The organism is Pantoea sp. ICBG 828 (genome assembly GCF_002928355.1).
Classification (GTDB): domain Bacteria; phylum Pseudomonadota; class Gammaproteobacteria; order Enterobacterales; family Enterobacteriaceae; genus Pantoea; species Pantoea dispersa.
Genome location: NZ_POWN01000002.1, coordinates 469,409 through 484,922, shown reverse-complemented (window position 1 = coordinate 484,922; position 15,514 = coordinate 469,409). Strand labels below are relative to the sequence as shown.

Here is a 15,514-nt window from a genome sequence, read left to right as displayed (position 1 = left end):
TGCGCTAAGCTTGACGCGCTAAAACCCGCAGCAAAGAGGCTGGTGAACAGACACTGTCGCCAGCCTCTTTGCTGTTTTTTTCACCTGCGGTACGGAAAAAAACATGTCATCAGTACAACCTCAATTTTCTCAGCTTCCGGACGAGGCCTCGCTGCCGCGTCACAGCGTGCCAAAAGCGCTGTTCGCGCTGGGCACCGGTGGATTTGCCATCGGCACCGGTGAATTTGTCATCATGGGCCTGCTGCCAGATGCGGCGAAAGGCCTGAACGTCACCATTCCTGAGGCCGGCCATCTCATCAGCATTTATGCCCTCGGCGTAGTGATTGGCGCGCCGCTGCTGGCTATTCTCGGCGCGCGGGCTTCACGGCGTAATTTCCTGATGACGCTGATGGGCCTGTTTGCGCTGGGTAATCTGCTGAGCGCTGTCGTGCCGGGCTACCCTGCGATGCTGGTGGCCCGCTTTCTGGCGGGCTTTCCGCACGGCACCTTCTTTGGCGTTGCGGCGCTGGTGGCGGCAGGACTGGTGGAGCGCGCGCGGCGCGCGCAGGCGGTGTCGATGGTGCTGCTGGGATTAACCATCGCCAATCTGATTGGCGTACCTGCCGTTACCGCCATCGGCCAGTGGTTTGGCTGGCGTGATGCGTTTGCCATCGTCGGCGGACTGGCGCTGCTGACGCTGTTACTGGTGTGGCTTTGGGTTCCCAATGTGGCCGGTGACAAGCAGGCCAGTCCACTGCGCGAGCTCTCGGCGCTGACGCGCAAGCAGGTTTTGCTGACGCTGGCGATTGGCGCGATTGGCAGCGGCGGCATGTTCTCGGTATTCAGTTACGTTAAACCCACCATGATGGAACTGGCCCACCTGCCGGAGAATCTGGTACCGGCGATACTGGCGCTGTTTGGTCTTGGCATGATTATCGGCAACCTTGTCGGGGGACGTCTGGCCGATCGCGGGCTGGAGAAAACCATCCGCATTATACTGGTGTGGTCGCTGCTGGTATTGAGCGCGTTTGTCTTTGCCGCGCATTATGCGCTGGCGGGCGCGCTTAACGTGATGCTGGTCGGTACCATGGTGGCGCTGGGAAGCGTGCTACAGATCCGCCTGATGGACGTGGCCGGTGATGCACAAACCCTGGCGGCCGCGCTTAATCACTCAGCGTTTAACATTGCCAACGCGCTGGGGGCGTGGCTCGGCGGCATCACCATTTCCGCCGGGCTGGGCTGGCAGTCCACCGGCTGGGTTGGGGCCATTCTGTCCGTGCTGGGGCTGCTGATTCATGCCATTGCGGTGCGCGATGCGCGCCGGCGCTCGCCATAAAATAATTTTTACCGCGCGGGAATAAACGCCGCGCTGGTTCGTCTTATGCCCACTTTTCCTTACTGAGTTGGCTAAGATGAACTTTAAACCTACGGTCAGACATCTGCCGTTGTTACTGCTGGTGGTCATTATTCCCGGATTACTGCTGGTGCTGTTTCTTGCTGCAGGCGGTTGGCTGACGCCGCAGCGCCTCAGTGCGCAAAGTCTGGTGCAGTCGCTGCAGCAAAACAGCGGTGTGCATCCGGGATACCGGCGCAATCATGCCAAGGGCGTGTGCGTTACCGGCGATTTTACCTCCAGCGGCAACGCGGCGTTTCTGTCACGCGCCAGCGTTTTCCAGCCGGGTACGGTGCCGGTGATTGGCCGCTTTGCCATTGCCGGCGGTAATCCGCACGCGCCGGATTATGGCGTGCCGGTGCGCAGCCTGGCGCTGGAATTTCAGCTGGCGCACGGCGAGCAGTGGCGTACCGGCATGAACGCGCTGCCGTTTTTCCCGGTCAGTACGCCGCAGGCTTTTTACGATCAGCAGCAGGCCAGTCGACCGCTGCCGCAGACCGGCAAACCTGATGCGCAAAAGCTGATGGCGTTTACCGTTGCCCATCCCGAAGTTAAACCTTTCTTTGCCTGGGTAAAAACCCACGTACTGGCCGCCAGCTGGGCACAGGAGCAGTACAACAGCCTGAATGCCTTCCGCTTTACCAATGTGCAGGGGGAAACGCGCTTTGTGCGCTGGAGTCTGGTGCCGCGTACGCCATGGCAGCCGATCAGTGCGGCACAGCAGCAGCAGCCGGATTATCTGCAGAGCGACCTGCACGACCGCCTGGCGACCGCACCGCTGAAGTGGGATCTGGTGATCAGCGTGGCGCAGCCCGGCGATGCGGTGAACGATGCCAGCAAGGTGTGGCCAGCCGATCGGCAGCAGGTTGTCGCCGGTACGCTGACGCTGCGCGACAGCAGCCCGCAACAGGGCGGCAGCTGCAATGACATCAATTACGATCCGCTGATTCTGCCGCAGGGCATCAGCGGTTCGGACGATCCGCTGCTCAACGCGCGCTCCGCCGCTTACGCGAAATCTTTCAATCTGCGCACGGCTGAACAGGCGCGGCAGCAGGAGAAAAAATCATGAGTCACCAGACAACCCTGTTTCATCCGCTGCTGCGCATCGTACACTGGTTGATGGCGCTGGCCGTGTTGACCATGCTATTTATCGGCGTGGCGATGGTGGCGGATATCTCGGCTGCCCATTCACTGCTGCTGGCGATACACAAACCACTCGGCGTGGTGATCGCGTTGCTGGTGGTCGTGCGTATCGGGCTGCGGCGTTACTATGGTGTGCCCGCCATGCCCGCGTCGGTGCCGGGCTGGCAGCAAACGGTGGCACATTTGACCCATCTGGCGCTCTATTTTCTGATGCTGGCGCAACCGCTGGTAGGCTGGGCAATGCTGTCGGCAGGCGGGTTTCCGGTGACAATTGGCGAGGGACTGGTGCTGCCGCCGCTGCTGCCGGTTAGCGTGGAAAGTTATGCCGTGCTGCGCCCGTTACACTCGCTGCTGGCGTTTAGTCTGTTCGCGCTGATCCTGGCCCATCTGGCTGCCGCGCTGCTGCATGGTCTGATTTTACGTGATGGCGTGCTGAGTAGCATGACCGGCCTGCGCCGGGTGCGAGAGCAAAAATAATGTCTGCATTGAGCGATGACGAAATCCGCGCATTACTGCCGCATTTGCAGCGTTTTGCGCTGGGGCTGACGCGTGAGCGCATGGCCGCTGAGGATCTGGTACAAAACACGCTGGTCAAAGCACTGGACGCGGCACGCGATGACACGCGCAGTCTGCGTGCCTGGCTGTTTTCCATTCTCTGGCATCAGTTTATTGATGGCGAACGCCGCCGCAAGCGCTGGCAGGCGATTATGACGCTGTTCAGCCGCGCCGAGCCCTTTGCCGAGTCGGCTGAGCATCACGCCATCGCCGATGAGATGCTGGCGCTGTTCGCCCGTCTGCCGGCTGACAGTCGCGCATTGCTGCTCCTGGTTAACGTTGAAGGCATGCGTTATCAGGAAGCGGCTGACACGCTGAACATTCCGCTGGGCACCGTGATGTCACGGTTGTCGCGGGCGAGAAAACAGTTGCAGCACATGACCGAAGGCCTGCCGGCCCCGGTGACGTTGAGGAGATTAAAATGAATATCCCGCCCGATGAGAACCAGCTGCACGCCTGGCTGGATGGTGAACTGGATAGCGCCAGCCATCAGGCCGTCAGCGACTGGCTGGCGCAGCATCCTGACGTTGCCGCCCAGGTTGAGGGCTGGCGTCAGGACAAGCTGCGCTTGCAACAAAGCCTGCAGCGCAACATGGCGCGAACCGCCTTTATGCCACTGCAGCCGGCACAGCTACGCCAGCGGCGTGCGCGGCAGCGTTATCAGCGCCTGGCGCTGGCCTGCTCGCTGGTGCTGGCGTTGGGGATCGGCAGCCTGTCCGGCTGGCAGATGACTGAACGCTTGCAGAATCATCCGTTACCGATGGAGGATGCGGTACAGGCTTACCGGTTATTCGGCGATGGCGCACAGCAGGCGACGATGGACATTAACACCCATCAGACAACACAGCTGGCCAGTTGGCTGGGACGCTATTTTATCAACGGTACGCTGCCACCCAATCTGGAACGCTTTGGCTATCAGCTCATCGGCGCGCGCCTGATGGCGAATGAGCATGGCGCCTCGGCGCTGGTGCTGTATCAGACCGCCAGCGGCACGCGCGTTGGCTGGTACATCCGCCCGCAAACCGTGCGGCTGGAAAAGGGGTCGCGCCAGGCGGACAACCTGGTGGCGCAATACTGGAGCGATCGCCACTATAACTATGCGCTGGTGAGCCCGATGAGCGGCGAAGCCGCACCGGCGCTGCGTGCTGCGATAGGCAGCGAAGTGGGCTGATTCATTTGCCTGCCAGCTTTGCCTGCAGGAACGTCATAAATACCCGATTGATCTCGCTGCGCTGGCGATGCTGCGGATACAGCGCATTCAGGTGCAGCGAGGCCGGATGCCATTCATCCAGTACCGTCACCAGCTCACCACGCGCCAGCGCCGGAGCCACGATAAACTCCGGCAGCAGGATCAGCCCCAACCCGGCGACGGCCGCATCACGCAGCATTTCTCCGTTATTGCTGACCATCGGTCCCTGGACCGCCAGTACTTTGCGCGTGTCGCCCTGAAACAGCTCCCAGCCGGTCTGGCTTTCACGTCCATAGCGCAGGCAGAGATGCTGCAGCAGATCCTCCGGCTCACGCGGTGCGCCGGCGCCCTGCAGGTAGGCCGGGCTGGCGCAGATCACGCGGCGGAATTCGCCCAGCCGTTTGGCGATCAGGCTGGAGTCCGGCAGCGTGCCGATGCGGATCGCCATATCAAAACCTTCACCCACCATATCCACATGCCGATCGGCCAGTTCCACCTGGAACTGGATACCGGGATGCTGGCTCAGGAATTCGGCGATATAAGGGGAAAGATGGCTGATGCCGAACGACATCGGCACGCTGAGACGAAAACTGCCGCGCAGCACCTGACGACGACCAGACATCGCCAGTTCGGCTTCCTGCACATCATCCAGAATGCGCTGCGCATGCTGGGCAAACAGCTGACCGTTGTCGGTAACGGACAGTTTGCGCGTATTGCGATTCAGCAAACGCGCCCCGAGTGACTCTTCCAGCGCGGCGATGCGTCGGCTGACGTACTGCTTGGAGAGCATCAGCTGTTCAGCCGCAGCGGTAAAGTTGCCCGCTTTGATTACGGCGACGTAAATCCGGAGATCTTCAATCTGCATATTGTCCACTTATCTGTGACAGTCATTGTCATACAGGCGCATTGTTGGGCAAATCAGTTTACGTATACTGGTCAGCAACGGGAAGGGCCTTCGCCCTCCAGCTAAAAATTTAAGGAGCAGACCATGATTGAACAACGACTGTCCGAACAACGTGGCTTAGGCGATCACGGCTGGCTGCATTCACGCCATACTTTTTCGTTTGCCAGCTACTGGGACCCTCAACAGACCGGTTTCTCCGATCTGCTGGTGATTAACGATGATCAGGTAGCACCGGGTCGCGGTTTCGGTGCGCATCCGCACAACAACATGGAGATTATTTCCTACGTGCTGGAAGGCGCGCTGGAGCATAAAGATTCCATGGGTACCGGTTCGGTTATCGTGCCCGGTGACGTGCAGCTGATGAGCGCCGGCAGCGGCGTGACGCACAGCGAGTTTAACCATTCGAAACAGGATAATGTGCACTTCCTGCAGATCTGGATTGTGCCGGCAGAACGCGGTACCGAGCCAGGTTACCAGCAGGTGTCAGTGGCAGAAGCCGACAAACGCGGTCAGCTGCGCCTGATTGTTTCGCCACAAGGCGACAACGGCTCGCTGCGCGTACGTCAGGATATGCGTATTTACGCGGGACTGTTTGACGGTGCCGAGCAGCAGACGCTGGAACTGGCTAACGATCGCTATGCGTATATTCATGTGGCGCGCGGCAGCATTGAAGTGAATGGCGTAAGCTTTAAAGCCGGCGACGGCGCGCGCGTACGCAATGAGACGGCGCTGCAGTTCGCTAACGGTAACAATGCTGAAGTGCTGGTGTTTGATTTACGACCAGTCGAAGTTAATCATCCGCAGCGTTAATTCATTGCGCGGTAAGTCAGCGAGGCATGGCGTGAACCTTCACGCCATGCCTTTTTATTTGGCTTAAGGTACGAATAATAACCAGCACCTGACAGGTCCGGCATAAAATAGGAATTTTTACCTTCCACAAAAATGCAAAGCCCCTTAAATTTGCCTCCAGGATAAGCACGCTACGCCAGGTATTTGGCGGCTAAACAACAAACAAAGTTAACACTATTACATTCCATTAGAATTAATGGTAATGAGGATTTTGATGGTTTTAAAACGCAGCTTTAATATCGCAGTGGTATTGGTTTTAGCCTTTTCTGTAACGGCTTGTGGCATGTCTCATCGTGGCCGTAACACCGCCATTGGCGCCGGTGTGGGTGCGGTCGGCGGCGCCGTTCTGACCGGCGGCAGCACCTTCGGTACCCTCGGCGGCGCGGCTATCGGCGGCCTGATTGGTCACGAAGTCAGCCGTTAATTTCACCGTTACTCAGGATTTCGCCAGCCGGAATGCTGGCGAAATCATTTCACTTCATAACCTGCCGTCAATAGCCCCGCGTTGAAATATTCATCGGCCAGAAATTTCTTTATTTAATCCGGCCATCAATTATTACCGCTACCGCTTAAAAAATATTAATCGATCTGTAGCTGATGAATCATCAGAGCGGCGCGTGCGGCTTCTTTGCCTTTTTTAATAAAATGTTCGGTATAAAACGCTTCAATCGCATCGACCGGCTGAAAATTGTGCGGAGTGAGTGATACCGAAAACACCGGAACATTGGTGGCCAGCTGCACATTCATCAGGCCATCGACGACGGCCTGCGCGACAAAGTCATGGCGATAGATGCCACCGTCGACCACCAGCGCGGCGCAGACAATCGCATCAAATTTGCCGGTTTCGGCCAGGCGTTTAGCCAGCAGCGGCATTTCAAACGCGCCGGGTACGTCATAGCTTTTTAATGTATTTTCGACGCCTTGTTCGGTCAGTTCCTGCTCAAATCCCACCAGCGCGTTGTTCACGATCGCCTGATGCCATCCTGCTTTAATAAAAGCCACACGAAACTTATTCATAATGCTTCCATGATTAGCTGAAAAATTTATAAGTGAATAATAAAAAAGTCTTTTTTATCATCTGCCCGCTATCCGTCTGGTATACCATATGTTGCAATTTTGATCCACAACGCGGGCAGCGCAGTTAACGTGCTGCTTGACGCCAGCCAGCGCCTGCAATACAAATAGACGCGTCGGGGGAGTCTCGCCTGAGAGACTGAGAGGCTAATAGCGCACTGCGCGGCTTAGCGACCCTTTGAACCTGACCCAGTTGATACTGGCGTAGGAAGACTGACGGCTCATGTGCAAAGCCGTCTGGCGCAAAGGCGAGCCCGATCGCTGGCGTCGATTCCCTTCACCTGTATCTGCGGGTCTCAGTTATCACTGAGAGGCCGATGTGAATTTCCCAGATTATTTACCGGAACGTGATTCATGAGCCGCTGGAGCGTGCTCGGTAGCGGCGTGTCCGGGCTTTGTGTTGCCACGCTACTGGCTGAGCGCGGCGAAACCGTCGAGGTCATTGACGATGAAGCACGTCAGCCTGCCTCGTGGTTTGCCGGTGGCATGCTGGCGCCGTGGTGTGAAGCAGAAAGCGCGCCAGCGGAGGTGATTACCCTCGGCCAGCATGCTGCGGCCTGGTGGCAAACGCGCGTCAGCAGCGTGGTGCATCAGGGTACGTTAGTGCTGGCACCGCCGCGTGATAACCCGGAGTTAAACCGCTTCGCGCGCATGACGACGGCGCATCAATGGGTTGATCCGGCGTCGCTTGAACCGGCGCTGGAAAACCGGTTTGCGCGCGGACTGTTTTTCCCGCGCGAAGCACATCTCGATCCGCGCCGTGCGCTGGCTGAACTGCGTGACAAACTGCTGCAGCGCGGCGTCCGCTTTGATGCGCGCCAGCCATCGGGCCGGATCATCGACTGTCGCGGTATCCATGCCAGAGCGCAGCTCTCCGGCCTGCGCGCGGTGCGCGGGGAAATGCTGATCCTGCAGAGTCATGAGGTGTCATTTTCCCGGCCGATTCGTCTGCTCCATCCGCGTTTTCCCTGTTATCTGGTGCCGCGTCGCGACGGCCACTTCATGCTCGGCGCCACCATGATCGAAAGCGACGATGCCAGCGCTATCAGCGCGCGCGCCATGATGGAACTGCTCAGCGCGGCCTACGCCCTGCATCCGGCGCTGGCGGAAGCGCGCGTCATCGAAAGCGGCAGCGGTCTGCGTCCGGCATGGCCGGCTAATCTGCCGGAAATCCACTATCACAACGGTATTTTTTATCTTAACGGCATGTATCGTCACGGTTTTCTGCTGGCACCAATGATGGCAGAACAGCTGATGCAGCGCCTGTCCGGGGAGGTTAGCCATGAATATTCAGCTTAACGGCCGCACCATCAGCACTGAGGCCACCAGCCTCAGCGAATTGCTGATCGAACAGCAAATCGATGCGGCCTGTGTTGCCACCGCCTGCAATGGCGATTTTGTGCCGAAAAGTCAGTATGCCAGCCTGCAGTTGCAGGAAGGCTGGCAGCTGGAAGTCCTGTCACCGATGCAGGGAGGCTGAGCGATGTTTTACGATTTTACACCGCAGTCACGCTTGCTGCTCGGCACCGCAGGCTACCCTTCACCGGCGATTTTGCAGCAGGCGATCGCCGCATCCGGCAGTGAAATTATCACTGTCAGCCTGCGCCGCGAAGGCACGGCGGGCGCGGCTTTTCGCGAGCTGCTGACAGGCCTGAATGTGCGCGTGCTGCCCAATACCGCTGGCTGCCACACGGTCAAAGAGGCCGTCACCACCGCGCACATGGCGCGCGAGTTGTTTAACACGCCGTGGATCAAGCTGGAAGTGATTGGTCATGCCGACACGCTGCAGCCCGATCCGTTCGCGCTGGTCGAAGCGGCACGCATTTTGTGCGCCGACGGCTTCCAGGTGTTTCCCTACACCACGGAAGATCTGATTGTCGGTGAAAAACTGCTGGCCGCCGGCTGTGAACTGCTGATGCCGTGGGGCGCGCCCATCGGCTCCGGCCAGGGACTGCGAAATATTGACGGGCTGCGGGCGATGCGTGCCTGGTTCAGCGATATTCCACTGATCATTGATGCTGGCATCGGCGCACCGTCACAGGCAGCGCAGGCGATGGAGATGGGCTTCGATGCCATCCTGCTCAATACCGCTGTGGCGAAAGCGAGCGATCCGGTGGCGATGGCGCGCGCGTTCAGCCAGGCGATCGCTGCCGGGCAGGGGGCGCGCGAAGCCGGGCTGATGGAGAAGCGTGATATGGCCGTGGCCTCAACGCCGATATTCGGCCTCGCCAACCTGAACTAGGGAGCGCGCAATGGAACGTTACCAACGCCAGATGATGCTGCCGGAAATTGGCGTGGTCGGACAGCAGAAACTGGCTCGCGCCCGCGTGCTGGTAGCCGGTGCCGGTGGATTGGCCGCCACGCTGCTGCCTCAGCTGACGGGGGCGGGCGTCGGTCAGCTGTGTCTGTACGATGATGATCAGGTCGCGCTGCATAACCTGCATCGCCAGACGCTGTTCACCCTGCAGGATGTGGGTCGCAGCAAAGCTGTGGCGGCGCAGCAGGCTTTGCAGCAGCGCAATCCTGAGGTGCAAATCGAAGCGGTGCCCGAGGCGCTGAGCGCCAGCAATATCGCGCAGGCGCTGACGGGGTGCGATCTGGTGATTGATGCCGCCGATAACTTCGCGGTGACTTACCAACTGTCTGATGCCTGTTTCCAGGCAGGCATACCGCTGATCAGCGCCTCGGTGCTGGGTCGTCAGGGCTATGCTGGCGGTTTTTGCGGCGGCGCGCCGAGCTATCGTGCGCTGTTTCCGCAGCTGCCTGCTTCCGCGGCTAACTGTAACACCGCTGGCGTGATGGGCCCGGCCGTGGCGGCGCTGGGGGCGATGCAGGCGCAGATGGCGCTCAGCGTACTGCTCGGGCTGCAACCCTCACCGCTCGGCTGCATGGTCAACTGTGACTTCGTCAGCTGGCACTTTCGTTCGTTCCGCTTTGATGCGGCACAGGAACCGGCCCAGCCCGGCGTGCCGTTTATTGATGCTCACCTGTTACAACCCGGAGACTGCATTGTGGAGCTGCGCAGCTGCGAAGAGGCGCCTGCCAGCGTGGCCGATCGGGTTGAGCGCGTATTGCCGCACGAACTGGACGCCTGGCAGCCACCGGCGGATCGCCGCATCGTACTGGTCTGCGCCAGCGGCATCCGGGCGGCGCAGGCGGCCAGCGCGCTGGCGCAGCGCGGCTTTAATCAGCTGGCGATTCTGGCGGCGCGCCGGCCATGACGCAGGACATCCGCTTTGACCAGGTGAGCTTTGCCTGGGGCGAAAAACAGCTATGCGATCGGCTCAATTTGCAACTGCGCGGCGGCAAAACCACGGTGCTGCTGGGCTGCAGCGGCATTGGTAAAAGCACGCTGCTGCGTCTGGTGGCCGGCTTAGTGCAGCCGCAGCAGGGCAGCCTGAGCGGTATTGCGCAGCACGTGGCATGGATGGGGCAGCAGGATCTGCTCTATCCGTGGCTGACGGTGCTGGAGAACGTGATGTTGACGGCGCGTCTAAGCGGTGCGAAGCCGGACCGCGTGCGGGCGCACCATTTGCTGGCGCAGGTGGGACTGGAAGACGAGGCGCAAGCCGCGCCCTCACAGCTCTCGGGTGGCATGCGGCAGCGGGTCGCGCTGGCGCGCACGCTGTATGCGCAGCGCGAGCTGGTGCTGATGGATGAGCCGTTCGCCACGCTGGATGTGATGACCAAACACCAGCTGCAAACGCTGACCGCGACGCTGCTGCGCGGCAAAACGGTGCTGCTGGTGACCCACGATCCGCTGGAAGCCTGCCGTATGGCCGATGACATTCTGCTGTTGCACGGCCAGCCGCTGCAGGTGACGCACTGGCCTGTGCCAGCAGGTACGGTGCCGCGCGCGCTCAATGATGCCGGACTGCTGCAGGCGCAGGCCGAGCTCTTTTCCCGACTGAATTCCTATGAAAAAACTGAGTAGTGCTGTCTACCTGATCGCGGTAGTGCTGGGCGTGTGGCTGCTGGCGCGGCACAACGGCGTTCCGGCATTTCTGCTGCCCGCGCCGCAATCGGTGCTGGAGGCTCTGTGGCAAAAGCGCCAACTGCTCGCGCATCACGCAATGTTCACGCTGGCAGAAATCGTGCTGGCGCTGCTGCTGGGCGTCGGCAGCGGTGTGGTACTGGCGGTGCTGATGGCCTCCAGCCCGCTACTGCGGCGGATGTTGTTTCCGCTGGTGACGGCCAGCCAGACCATCCCGGTCTTTGCGCTGGCGCCGCTACTGGTGCTGTGGCTGGGGTTTGGCATCGCGTCAAAAGTGGTGGTGGCGGCGCTGATTTTGTTTTTCCCGCTGTGCCTGTCGCTGTTCGATGGCTTGTGTCGTACGCCTGCCGGCTGGCTGGAGCTGGCGCAAACGCTGTATCCCTCGCGCTGGCGCATTTTCTGGTGCGTGCGCTGGCCGGCCGCGCTGCCGCAGTTTTTCGCCGGCCTGCAGATGGCGGTGGTGCTGGCACCGATTGGGGTGGTGATCGGCGAGTGGGTCGGTGCCAGCGAAGGGCTGGGCTACCTGATGATGCAATCCAACGCGCGGCTGGAAACGGCAACCAGTTTTGCCGCGCTGCTGCTGTTAATGAGCCTGGCGCTGCTGCTCTCAGCGGCGGTGGCGCTGGTGCGTAAAAAATTTCTCTGGCAATCATATTAAGGATCTTGAGTGAAAATGTTGCGTCGTACTATTACCGTGCTCTTGCTGCTGGTCACCGTTAACGCACAGGCGGCAGAAAAAGTGCGTTTGCTGCTCGACTGGTTCATAAATCCTAACCACGCGGCGATCTTTGCCGCTCAGTACAGCGGAGCGTTTAAACAGCAGGGGCTAGATGTCGACATGATCGCACCGGCGGATTCCGCGTCGGTACCGCTGTTGCTGGCGGCAGGCAAAGCGGATCTGGCGATTAGCTATCAGCCTCAGCTCTATACGCTGGTGGACAAGCAGGTGCCGGTGATCCGGGTTGGTACGCTGATTAACCAGCCGCTGAACACCCTGACAGCGGTATCGGGCGATATTCACAGTATTAAAGACTTCGCCGGTAAATCGATTGGCTATGCGATTCCCGGCGCGGAAGATGTGGCTATCCGCAACATGCTGAAATCGCAGGGCGTCGACGTTAACAGCGTGAAGCTGGTAAATCTGAATATGGACGCCGTCTCCGCGCTGCTGACGCATAAAATTGACGGCGCGCTGACCATCTTCCGTAACTACGAGCTGCTGGATTTGCAGGACAAAGGCGCAAAGCCGGTGTCGTTTAAACCGGAAGATTACGGCGTGCCGGCCTACGATGAGTTGATCATTCTGGCCAACAGCAACACAGCGGCAAACGATCCTCGCATCCCGGCATTTCTGCGTGGGCTGGATGCGGGCATCGCCTGGCTGCGCGCTCATCCGCAACAAGCGTGGCAGGCGTTCATTAAGCGTTATCCTGAACTGGATACGCCACTCAATCATCAGGCCTGGCAGGCGACGCTGCCTTATTTTGCAACGCACAGTGCGGAATTCAATCAGGCGCGTTATCAGGCATTTGGTGAATATATGAAAGCCAACGGGCTGATCACCACCGTGGCGCCGCTGGCGCGCTATTCACTGTAATTCGTCCGCTTGCGCCGTTTTCCCTGGCCGGGAGAACGGCGCGCGTTGACATTGCGTGCGGCCGGGGGACAAACGGAGACCCGCATCCCCGGTTTTCGGAAAATACTGGATTTCTGTGACTGTTATCACTGCGCGGGTAACGCTAAAATAAATACTTCTCATTTAGCAGAAGGTTTTTCGTCACGATGTTTTCGCGTTTCACACTGGCCACGTTAACGGCCACACTCCTGCTCACCGGTTGCGCGCGTCATGCTGCCAGCGACAGCAGCGCTGATGCTGCCGCCGCAGAAGCCCCGGCTACTGCTTCCGCTCCGGTCGAAAACAACGACAGCGCTTCGCCGTTTGCCAGCGGACCGACCGTCATCAATGTCTCCCATCTGGTGACGCGCACCGACGATGGCTCATCCGTGTACGTGACGGTGGATGGGCAGGAAGCCGGACTGCTGCAAAAGGGCGAGAGTAAAGAGCTCCGCGTTCCGGCCGGTAAACACCAGATTGGCGGCTACGTGCAAACACTGTTTGGTTTTGGCAAAGTGACCATTCCTGCGGTCGATGTCACCACAGACACCAATGGCCCGAAAAACGTGGTCTATTCCGTTACGCGGCAAAAACCGCAGTTCAGCGAAAGCGCTGCCACGCCAAACAACTCCTGATTGACTGTGGTGCGGGCCAGGTGTCGGCACCGTTGATCGAAGTCTGGGGCAGGGCGTAATACGCTCTGCCTGAACGGTCAGATAATTAAGTCAACATGCTGGCCACCCGGCATCTTTACACCCAGCGTCAGCTCTCCACCCAGCGCCTCAATGTAGCGCTTCAGCGTGGAAATTTTTAACTCTGCACCACGCGCTTCCATCGCCGCCACAGATGACTGGGCAATGTGCATGGCCTGCGCTTGCTGACGCTGAGTCCGCTGCATCTGCTCACGTAATTGATAAAGCTGGTATTCCAGACGCATCTGGCTGACGCGTTCATCGACCTGATGTTGCTGTTCGGGCGTCAGCGCCGCCAGCATCTCATCCAAGGTTTTCATTATGTGTTTCCCCGATTGCGTTCAGATGATGATGGTATTCGGTTTCGGCAATGCGAAGCATCCGCTGATAGAAACGCTTTTGATTTTTACCCTGTTTGTTGCCGGCACACAGCACAATCGCATGGCGGCGCGGATCGAAAACAAAAAAGCTGCGGATGGGACGACCTTTACTTTGCACGCGAAGCTCTTTCATATTGGGCACCCGCGATAACATCAGGGTATCAACGAAAGGGCGGCCAAGATGCGGACCGTCCTGCGCCAGAAGCTTCAGGGCGGCAAGCACGTCGAGACGCAACGCTTCATCCTGAGCCTGCAACCATTTACAAAACCGATCTGTTGCTTCAACCTGCCACACGATGCCATCCTTGATAGTCTGTAGTCTATTTTATCGTCTGCAGTCTATCAAGGCTCACCAATTAAAAAATCCGTGACGGGGAATTTATCTCATCTTTCGAGTCTGGCTCGCAAAAACAGCGGTAAAGCGCAGCGCAATAAGCCATCAGTGCATCAGCGCATACACGACATCAATCGCGTTGATGACCAGGAAGAACAGGATAATGTGGGTGAGGGCATTAACGGACATCGCTTTGGGTTGAGACATCATCAGTCCTGAATAATTAACGTGAATACAGTGAAGTAACGTTAAATATTACCTGTTAAGAATAAGATTACTATGCTGTGCCACGGTTATCAGAGGTGCCGGACGGCTGCGTTCTCATGCGCGGATTCAGAAGGCACAGCATTTCATTTGCTTGCGGCCGCGCGTCCTTAATTTTAAAGATAAATCGCAGGGGCATTCGCCTCATGGCTGGCCCGGATTGCATGGCTAATGGCGTCGAGGCGCAGCGGTGAGATTAAATCGCCGGTAAGATTTGCGCCGTCAGAGTGCGTAAATGTTCACGCAGTAATTGATGTAAAGCGCGAATCGCCGGCGAGAATTGCTTGCGATGCGGGCAGATTAAATGCAGCGGCGTGCTTTCGCCAGGCAGATGCGGCAGCACCCGTTCCAGCCGGCCGTGTCTGATATCGTCGCAGACATCAAGCCAGGATTTATAAGCAATCCCCATTCCGGCAATCGCCCAGCGGCGCGCCACTTCAGCGTCGTCGCACAGCAACCGGCTTTTCACCGTAATCTGTCGCCGCATCCCTTCCTGCGGAAAGGTCCATTTATCATACACGTGGCCGCCCATGACAAACGGCAGACAGTGATGCTGTGCCAGATCCTCCAGTGTTTCCGGACGGCCATGTCGATCGAGATAATCGGGTGCGGCGACCATTACGCGGCGGTTCTCTTCCGCCAGCGGTAGCGCGACATAGCTGCTGTCCTCCAGCTTACCGTAGCGAATGGCGATATCCACCGGATCGCGGAACACGTCACTCACCTGATCGGAAAACGAGAGACGCAGCCCGAGCGCCGGATGCGCCCGGCAAAATTCTGTCAGCAGTGGCAGAATAATATGGCGGCCGATGTCAGATGGCAGAGCGATTTTCAGCTCGCCGCTCAGGGCATCGTCGTGGCTTTGCAGGCTTTCCGCACCGGCGTGCATTAGCGCCAGCATCTCCTGCGCGAACGGCAGATACTTTTCGCCTTCCGCCGTTAAGCGCAGGCTGCGCGTCGATCGCGCAAACAGGCGGCGATCGAGATCGCGCTCCAGCCGCTGAATGGCGGCGCTGACCTGACCGGGCAGCAGGTTGGCTTCGCGCGCTGCGCGGGAAAAGCTGCCCAGCGCGGCAGAGCGCACAAACAGGGTGACATCTTCTAAACGAATCATCGACGTTCTCGCCATTATCGGGATTTTCACTCTAC

The 15,514-nt window shown here is 58.9% G+C and carries 20 protein-coding genes and 1 riboswitch; of the genes, 15 read left to right on the top strand and 5 right to left on the bottom strand.

What is annotated here, in order from left to right; translation table 11 throughout:
- Positions 1-103 precede the first annotated feature (103 nt).
- The 5 genes from C1Y43_RS06665 (at position 104) to C1Y43_RS06645 (ending at position 4,241) form a co-directional block, all read left to right on the top strand.
- Positions 104-1,315, top strand: coding sequence for an MFS transporter (locus tag C1Y43_RS06665; protein ID WP_104187566.1), 1,212 nt, complete (start codon positions 104-106; stop codon positions 1,313-1,315).
- A gap of 76 nt (positions 1,316-1,391) precedes the next feature.
- Entirely contained in the window at positions 1,392-2,441 is a 1,050-nt protein-coding gene (locus C1Y43_RS06660; RefSeq protein WP_104187564.1) for a catalase family peroxidase, read from the top strand.
- Positions 2,438-2,992, top strand: coding sequence for a cytochrome b (locus tag C1Y43_RS06655; RefSeq protein ID WP_104187562.1), 555 nt, complete (start codon positions 2,438-2,440; stop codon positions 2,990-2,992). The genes C1Y43_RS06660 and C1Y43_RS06655 overlap by 4 nt, the downstream gene beginning before the upstream one ends.
- Positions 2,992-3,495 carry a sigma-70 family RNA polymerase sigma factor gene (locus C1Y43_RS06650; protein WP_104187560.1) on the top strand — a complete coding sequence of 168 codons (504 nt, stop codon included), beginning with the start codon at positions 2,992-2,994 and terminating at the stop codon, positions 3,493-3,495. Before C1Y43_RS06655 ends, C1Y43_RS06650 begins: the two co-directional genes overlap by 1 nt.
- Positions 3,492-4,241, top strand: coding sequence for an anti-sigma factor (locus C1Y43_RS06645; protein WP_104187559.1), 750 nt, complete (start codon positions 3,492-3,494; stop codon positions 4,239-4,241). Before C1Y43_RS06650 ends, C1Y43_RS06645 begins: the two co-directional genes overlap by 4 nt.
- A 1-nt stretch (position 4,242) precedes the next feature.
- Here the strand turns inward: C1Y43_RS06645 and C1Y43_RS06640 are convergent, their stop codons facing one another.
- A complete protein-coding gene (locus C1Y43_RS06640) occupies positions 4,243-5,124 on the bottom strand; it encodes a LysR family transcriptional regulator (RefSeq protein ID WP_104187557.1) in 882 nt (293 codons plus the stop codon).
- A 123-nt stretch (positions 5,125-5,247) separates the two neighbouring features.
- Here C1Y43_RS06640 and C1Y43_RS06635 point away from each other — a divergent pair, with 123 nt between their 5' ends.
- Positions 5,248-5,973: a pirin family protein gene (locus C1Y43_RS06635; RefSeq protein ID WP_021508917.1), complete on the top strand. Its 726-nt coding sequence runs from the start codon at positions 5,248-5,250 to the stop codon at positions 5,971-5,973.
- A 253-nt stretch (positions 5,974-6,226) separates the two neighbouring features.
- Positions 6,227-6,436 carry a glycine zipper 2TM domain-containing protein gene (locus C1Y43_RS06630; protein WP_031279978.1) on the top strand — a complete coding sequence of 70 codons (210 nt, stop codon included), beginning with the start codon at positions 6,227-6,229 and terminating at the stop codon, positions 6,434-6,436.
- A 155-nt stretch (positions 6,437-6,591) separates the two neighbouring features.
- On the opposite strand, the gene C1Y43_RS06625 is transcribed toward C1Y43_RS06630, so the two are convergent.
- The gene (locus C1Y43_RS06625) at positions 6,592-7,029 is read right to left on the bottom strand and encodes a 6,7-dimethyl-8-ribityllumazine synthase (protein ID WP_104093410.1); all 438 of its coding nucleotides are present in this window, start codon (positions 7,027-7,029) and stop codon (positions 6,592-6,594) included.
- 165 nt (positions 7,030-7,194) lie between these two features.
- Positions 7,195-7,314, top strand: a riboswitch (TPP riboswitch).
- Between the two features lie 126 nt (positions 7,315-7,440).
- On the opposite strand from C1Y43_RS06625, the gene C1Y43_RS06620 reads away from it, so the two are divergent.
- The 8 genes from C1Y43_RS06620 to C1Y43_RS06585 all read left to right on the top strand — a co-directional run bounded on the left by C1Y43_RS06620 (position 7,441) and on the right by C1Y43_RS06585 (position 13,330).
- The gene (locus C1Y43_RS06620; protein WP_104093409.1) at positions 7,441-8,385 is read left to right on the top strand and encodes an FAD-dependent oxidoreductase; all 945 of its coding nucleotides are present in this window, start codon (positions 7,441-7,443) and stop codon (positions 8,383-8,385) included.
- Positions 8,369-8,566, top strand: a complete 198-nt coding sequence (thiS, locus tag C1Y43_RS06615; RefSeq protein WP_010615679.1) for a sulfur carrier protein ThiS — start codon at positions 8,369-8,371, stop codon at positions 8,564-8,566. The genes C1Y43_RS06620 and thiS overlap by 17 nt, the downstream gene beginning before the upstream one ends.
- A 3-nt stretch (positions 8,567-8,569) precedes the next feature.
- Positions 8,570-9,328, top strand: a complete 759-nt coding sequence (locus C1Y43_RS06610) for a thiazole synthase (RefSeq protein ID WP_104187555.1) — start codon at positions 8,570-8,572, stop codon at positions 9,326-9,328.
- A gap of 10 nt (positions 9,329-9,338) precedes the next feature.
- Positions 9,339-10,307, top strand: coding sequence for a HesA/MoeB/ThiF family protein (locus C1Y43_RS06605; protein ID WP_021508921.1), 969 nt, complete (start codon positions 9,339-9,341; stop codon positions 10,305-10,307).
- On the top strand, positions 10,304-11,020 hold the full coding sequence (locus tag C1Y43_RS06600; RefSeq protein ID WP_104187553.1) for an ABC transporter ATP-binding protein: 717 nt from the start codon (positions 10,304-10,306) through the stop codon (positions 11,018-11,020). The genes C1Y43_RS06605 and C1Y43_RS06600 overlap by 4 nt, the downstream gene beginning before the upstream one ends.
- Complete coding sequence (locus C1Y43_RS06595; RefSeq protein WP_104187552.1) at positions 11,004-11,738, top strand: ABC transporter permease; 735 nt, start codon at positions 11,004-11,006, stop codon at positions 11,736-11,738. The genes C1Y43_RS06600 and C1Y43_RS06595 overlap by 17 nt, the downstream gene beginning before the upstream one ends.
- 15 nt (positions 11,739-11,753) lie before the next feature.
- Positions 11,754-12,677 (top strand): ABC transporter substrate-binding protein, encoded by a 924-nt coding sequence (locus tag C1Y43_RS06590; protein ID WP_104187788.1) that lies wholly within the window; start codon positions 11,754-11,756, stop codon positions 12,675-12,677.
- A 185-nt stretch (positions 12,678-12,862) separates the two neighbouring features.
- Positions 12,863-13,330 carry a hypothetical protein gene (locus C1Y43_RS06585; RefSeq protein WP_058759022.1) on the top strand — a complete coding sequence of 156 codons (468 nt, stop codon included), beginning with the start codon at positions 12,863-12,865 and terminating at the stop codon, positions 13,328-13,330.
- Positions 13,331-13,407: 77 nt separating this feature from the next.
- Here C1Y43_RS06585 and C1Y43_RS06580 read toward each other — a convergent pair whose 3' ends face one another.
- The 3 genes from C1Y43_RS06580 to C1Y43_RS06570 all read right to left on the bottom strand — a co-directional run bounded on the left by C1Y43_RS06580 (position 13,408) and on the right by C1Y43_RS06570 (position 15,479).
- Entirely contained in the window at positions 13,408-13,707 is a 300-nt protein-coding gene (locus C1Y43_RS06580) for a helix-turn-helix domain-containing protein (RefSeq protein ID WP_021508926.1), read from the bottom strand.
- Entirely contained in the window at positions 13,691-14,062 is a 372-nt protein-coding gene (locus C1Y43_RS06575) for a type II toxin-antitoxin system RelE/ParE family toxin (RefSeq protein ID WP_104187550.1), read from the bottom strand. The genes C1Y43_RS06580 and C1Y43_RS06575 overlap by 17 nt, the downstream gene beginning before the upstream one ends.
- A gap of 499 nt (positions 14,063-14,561) precedes the next feature.
- On the bottom strand, positions 14,562-15,479 hold the full coding sequence (locus C1Y43_RS06570) for a LysR family transcriptional regulator (protein ID WP_104187548.1): 918 nt from the start codon (positions 15,477-15,479) through the stop codon (positions 14,562-14,564).
- Positions 15,480-15,514: the final 35 nt, after the last annotated feature.

Coding starts and splice junctions, on each gene's coding strand:
- C1Y43_RS06665 (WP_104187566.1), top strand. CDS start 104: ATGTCATCAGTACAACCTCAATTTTCTCAGCTTCCGGACGAGGCCTCG.
- C1Y43_RS06660 (WP_104187564.1), top strand. CDS start 1,392: ATGAACTTTAAACCTACGGTCAGACATCTGCCGTTGTTACTGCTGGTG.
- C1Y43_RS06655 (WP_104187562.1), top strand. CDS start 2,438: ATGAGTCACCAGACAACCCTGTTTCATCCGCTGCTGCGCATCGTACAC.
- C1Y43_RS06650 (WP_104187560.1), top strand. CDS start 2,992: ATGTCTGCATTGAGCGATGACGAAATCCGCGCATTACTGCCGCATTTG.
- C1Y43_RS06645 (WP_104187559.1), top strand. CDS start 3,492: ATGAATATCCCGCCCGATGAGAACCAGCTGCACGCCTGGCTGGATGGT.
- C1Y43_RS06640 (WP_104187557.1), bottom strand. CDS start 5,124: ATGCAGATTGAAGATCTCCGGATTTACGTCGCCGTAATCAAAGCGGGC.
- C1Y43_RS06635 (WP_021508917.1), top strand. CDS start 5,248: ATGATTGAACAACGACTGTCCGAACAACGTGGCTTAGGCGATCACGGC.
- C1Y43_RS06630 (WP_031279978.1), top strand. CDS start 6,227: ATGGTTTTAAAACGCAGCTTTAATATCGCAGTGGTATTGGTTTTAGCC.
- C1Y43_RS06625 (WP_104093410.1), bottom strand. CDS start 7,029: ATGAATAAGTTTCGTGTGGCTTTTATTAAAGCAGGATGGCATCAGGCG.
- C1Y43_RS06620 (WP_104093409.1), top strand. CDS start 7,441: ATGAGCCGCTGGAGCGTGCTCGGTAGCGGCGTGTCCGGGCTTTGTGTT.
- thiS (WP_010615679.1), top strand. CDS start 8,369: ATGAATATTCAGCTTAACGGCCGCACCATCAGCACTGAGGCCACCAGC.
- C1Y43_RS06610 (WP_104187555.1), top strand. CDS start 8,570: ATGTTTTACGATTTTACACCGCAGTCACGCTTGCTGCTCGGCACCGCA.
- C1Y43_RS06605 (WP_021508921.1), top strand. CDS start 9,339: ATGGAACGTTACCAACGCCAGATGATGCTGCCGGAAATTGGCGTGGTC.
- C1Y43_RS06600 (WP_104187553.1), top strand. CDS start 10,304: ATGACGCAGGACATCCGCTTTGACCAGGTGAGCTTTGCCTGGGGCGAA.
- C1Y43_RS06595 (WP_104187552.1), top strand. CDS start 11,004: ATGAAAAAACTGAGTAGTGCTGTCTACCTGATCGCGGTAGTGCTGGGC.
- C1Y43_RS06590 (WP_104187788.1), top strand. CDS start 11,754: ATGTTGCGTCGTACTATTACCGTGCTCTTGCTGCTGGTCACCGTTAAC.
- C1Y43_RS06585 (WP_058759022.1), top strand. CDS start 12,863: ATGTTTTCGCGTTTCACACTGGCCACGTTAACGGCCACACTCCTGCTC.
- C1Y43_RS06580 (WP_021508926.1), bottom strand. CDS start 13,707: ATGAAAACCTTGGATGAGATGCTGGCGGCGCTGACGCCCGAACAGCAA.
- C1Y43_RS06570 (WP_104187548.1), bottom strand. CDS start 15,479: ATGATTCGTTTAGAAGATGTCACCCTGTTTGTGCGCTCTGCCGCGCTG.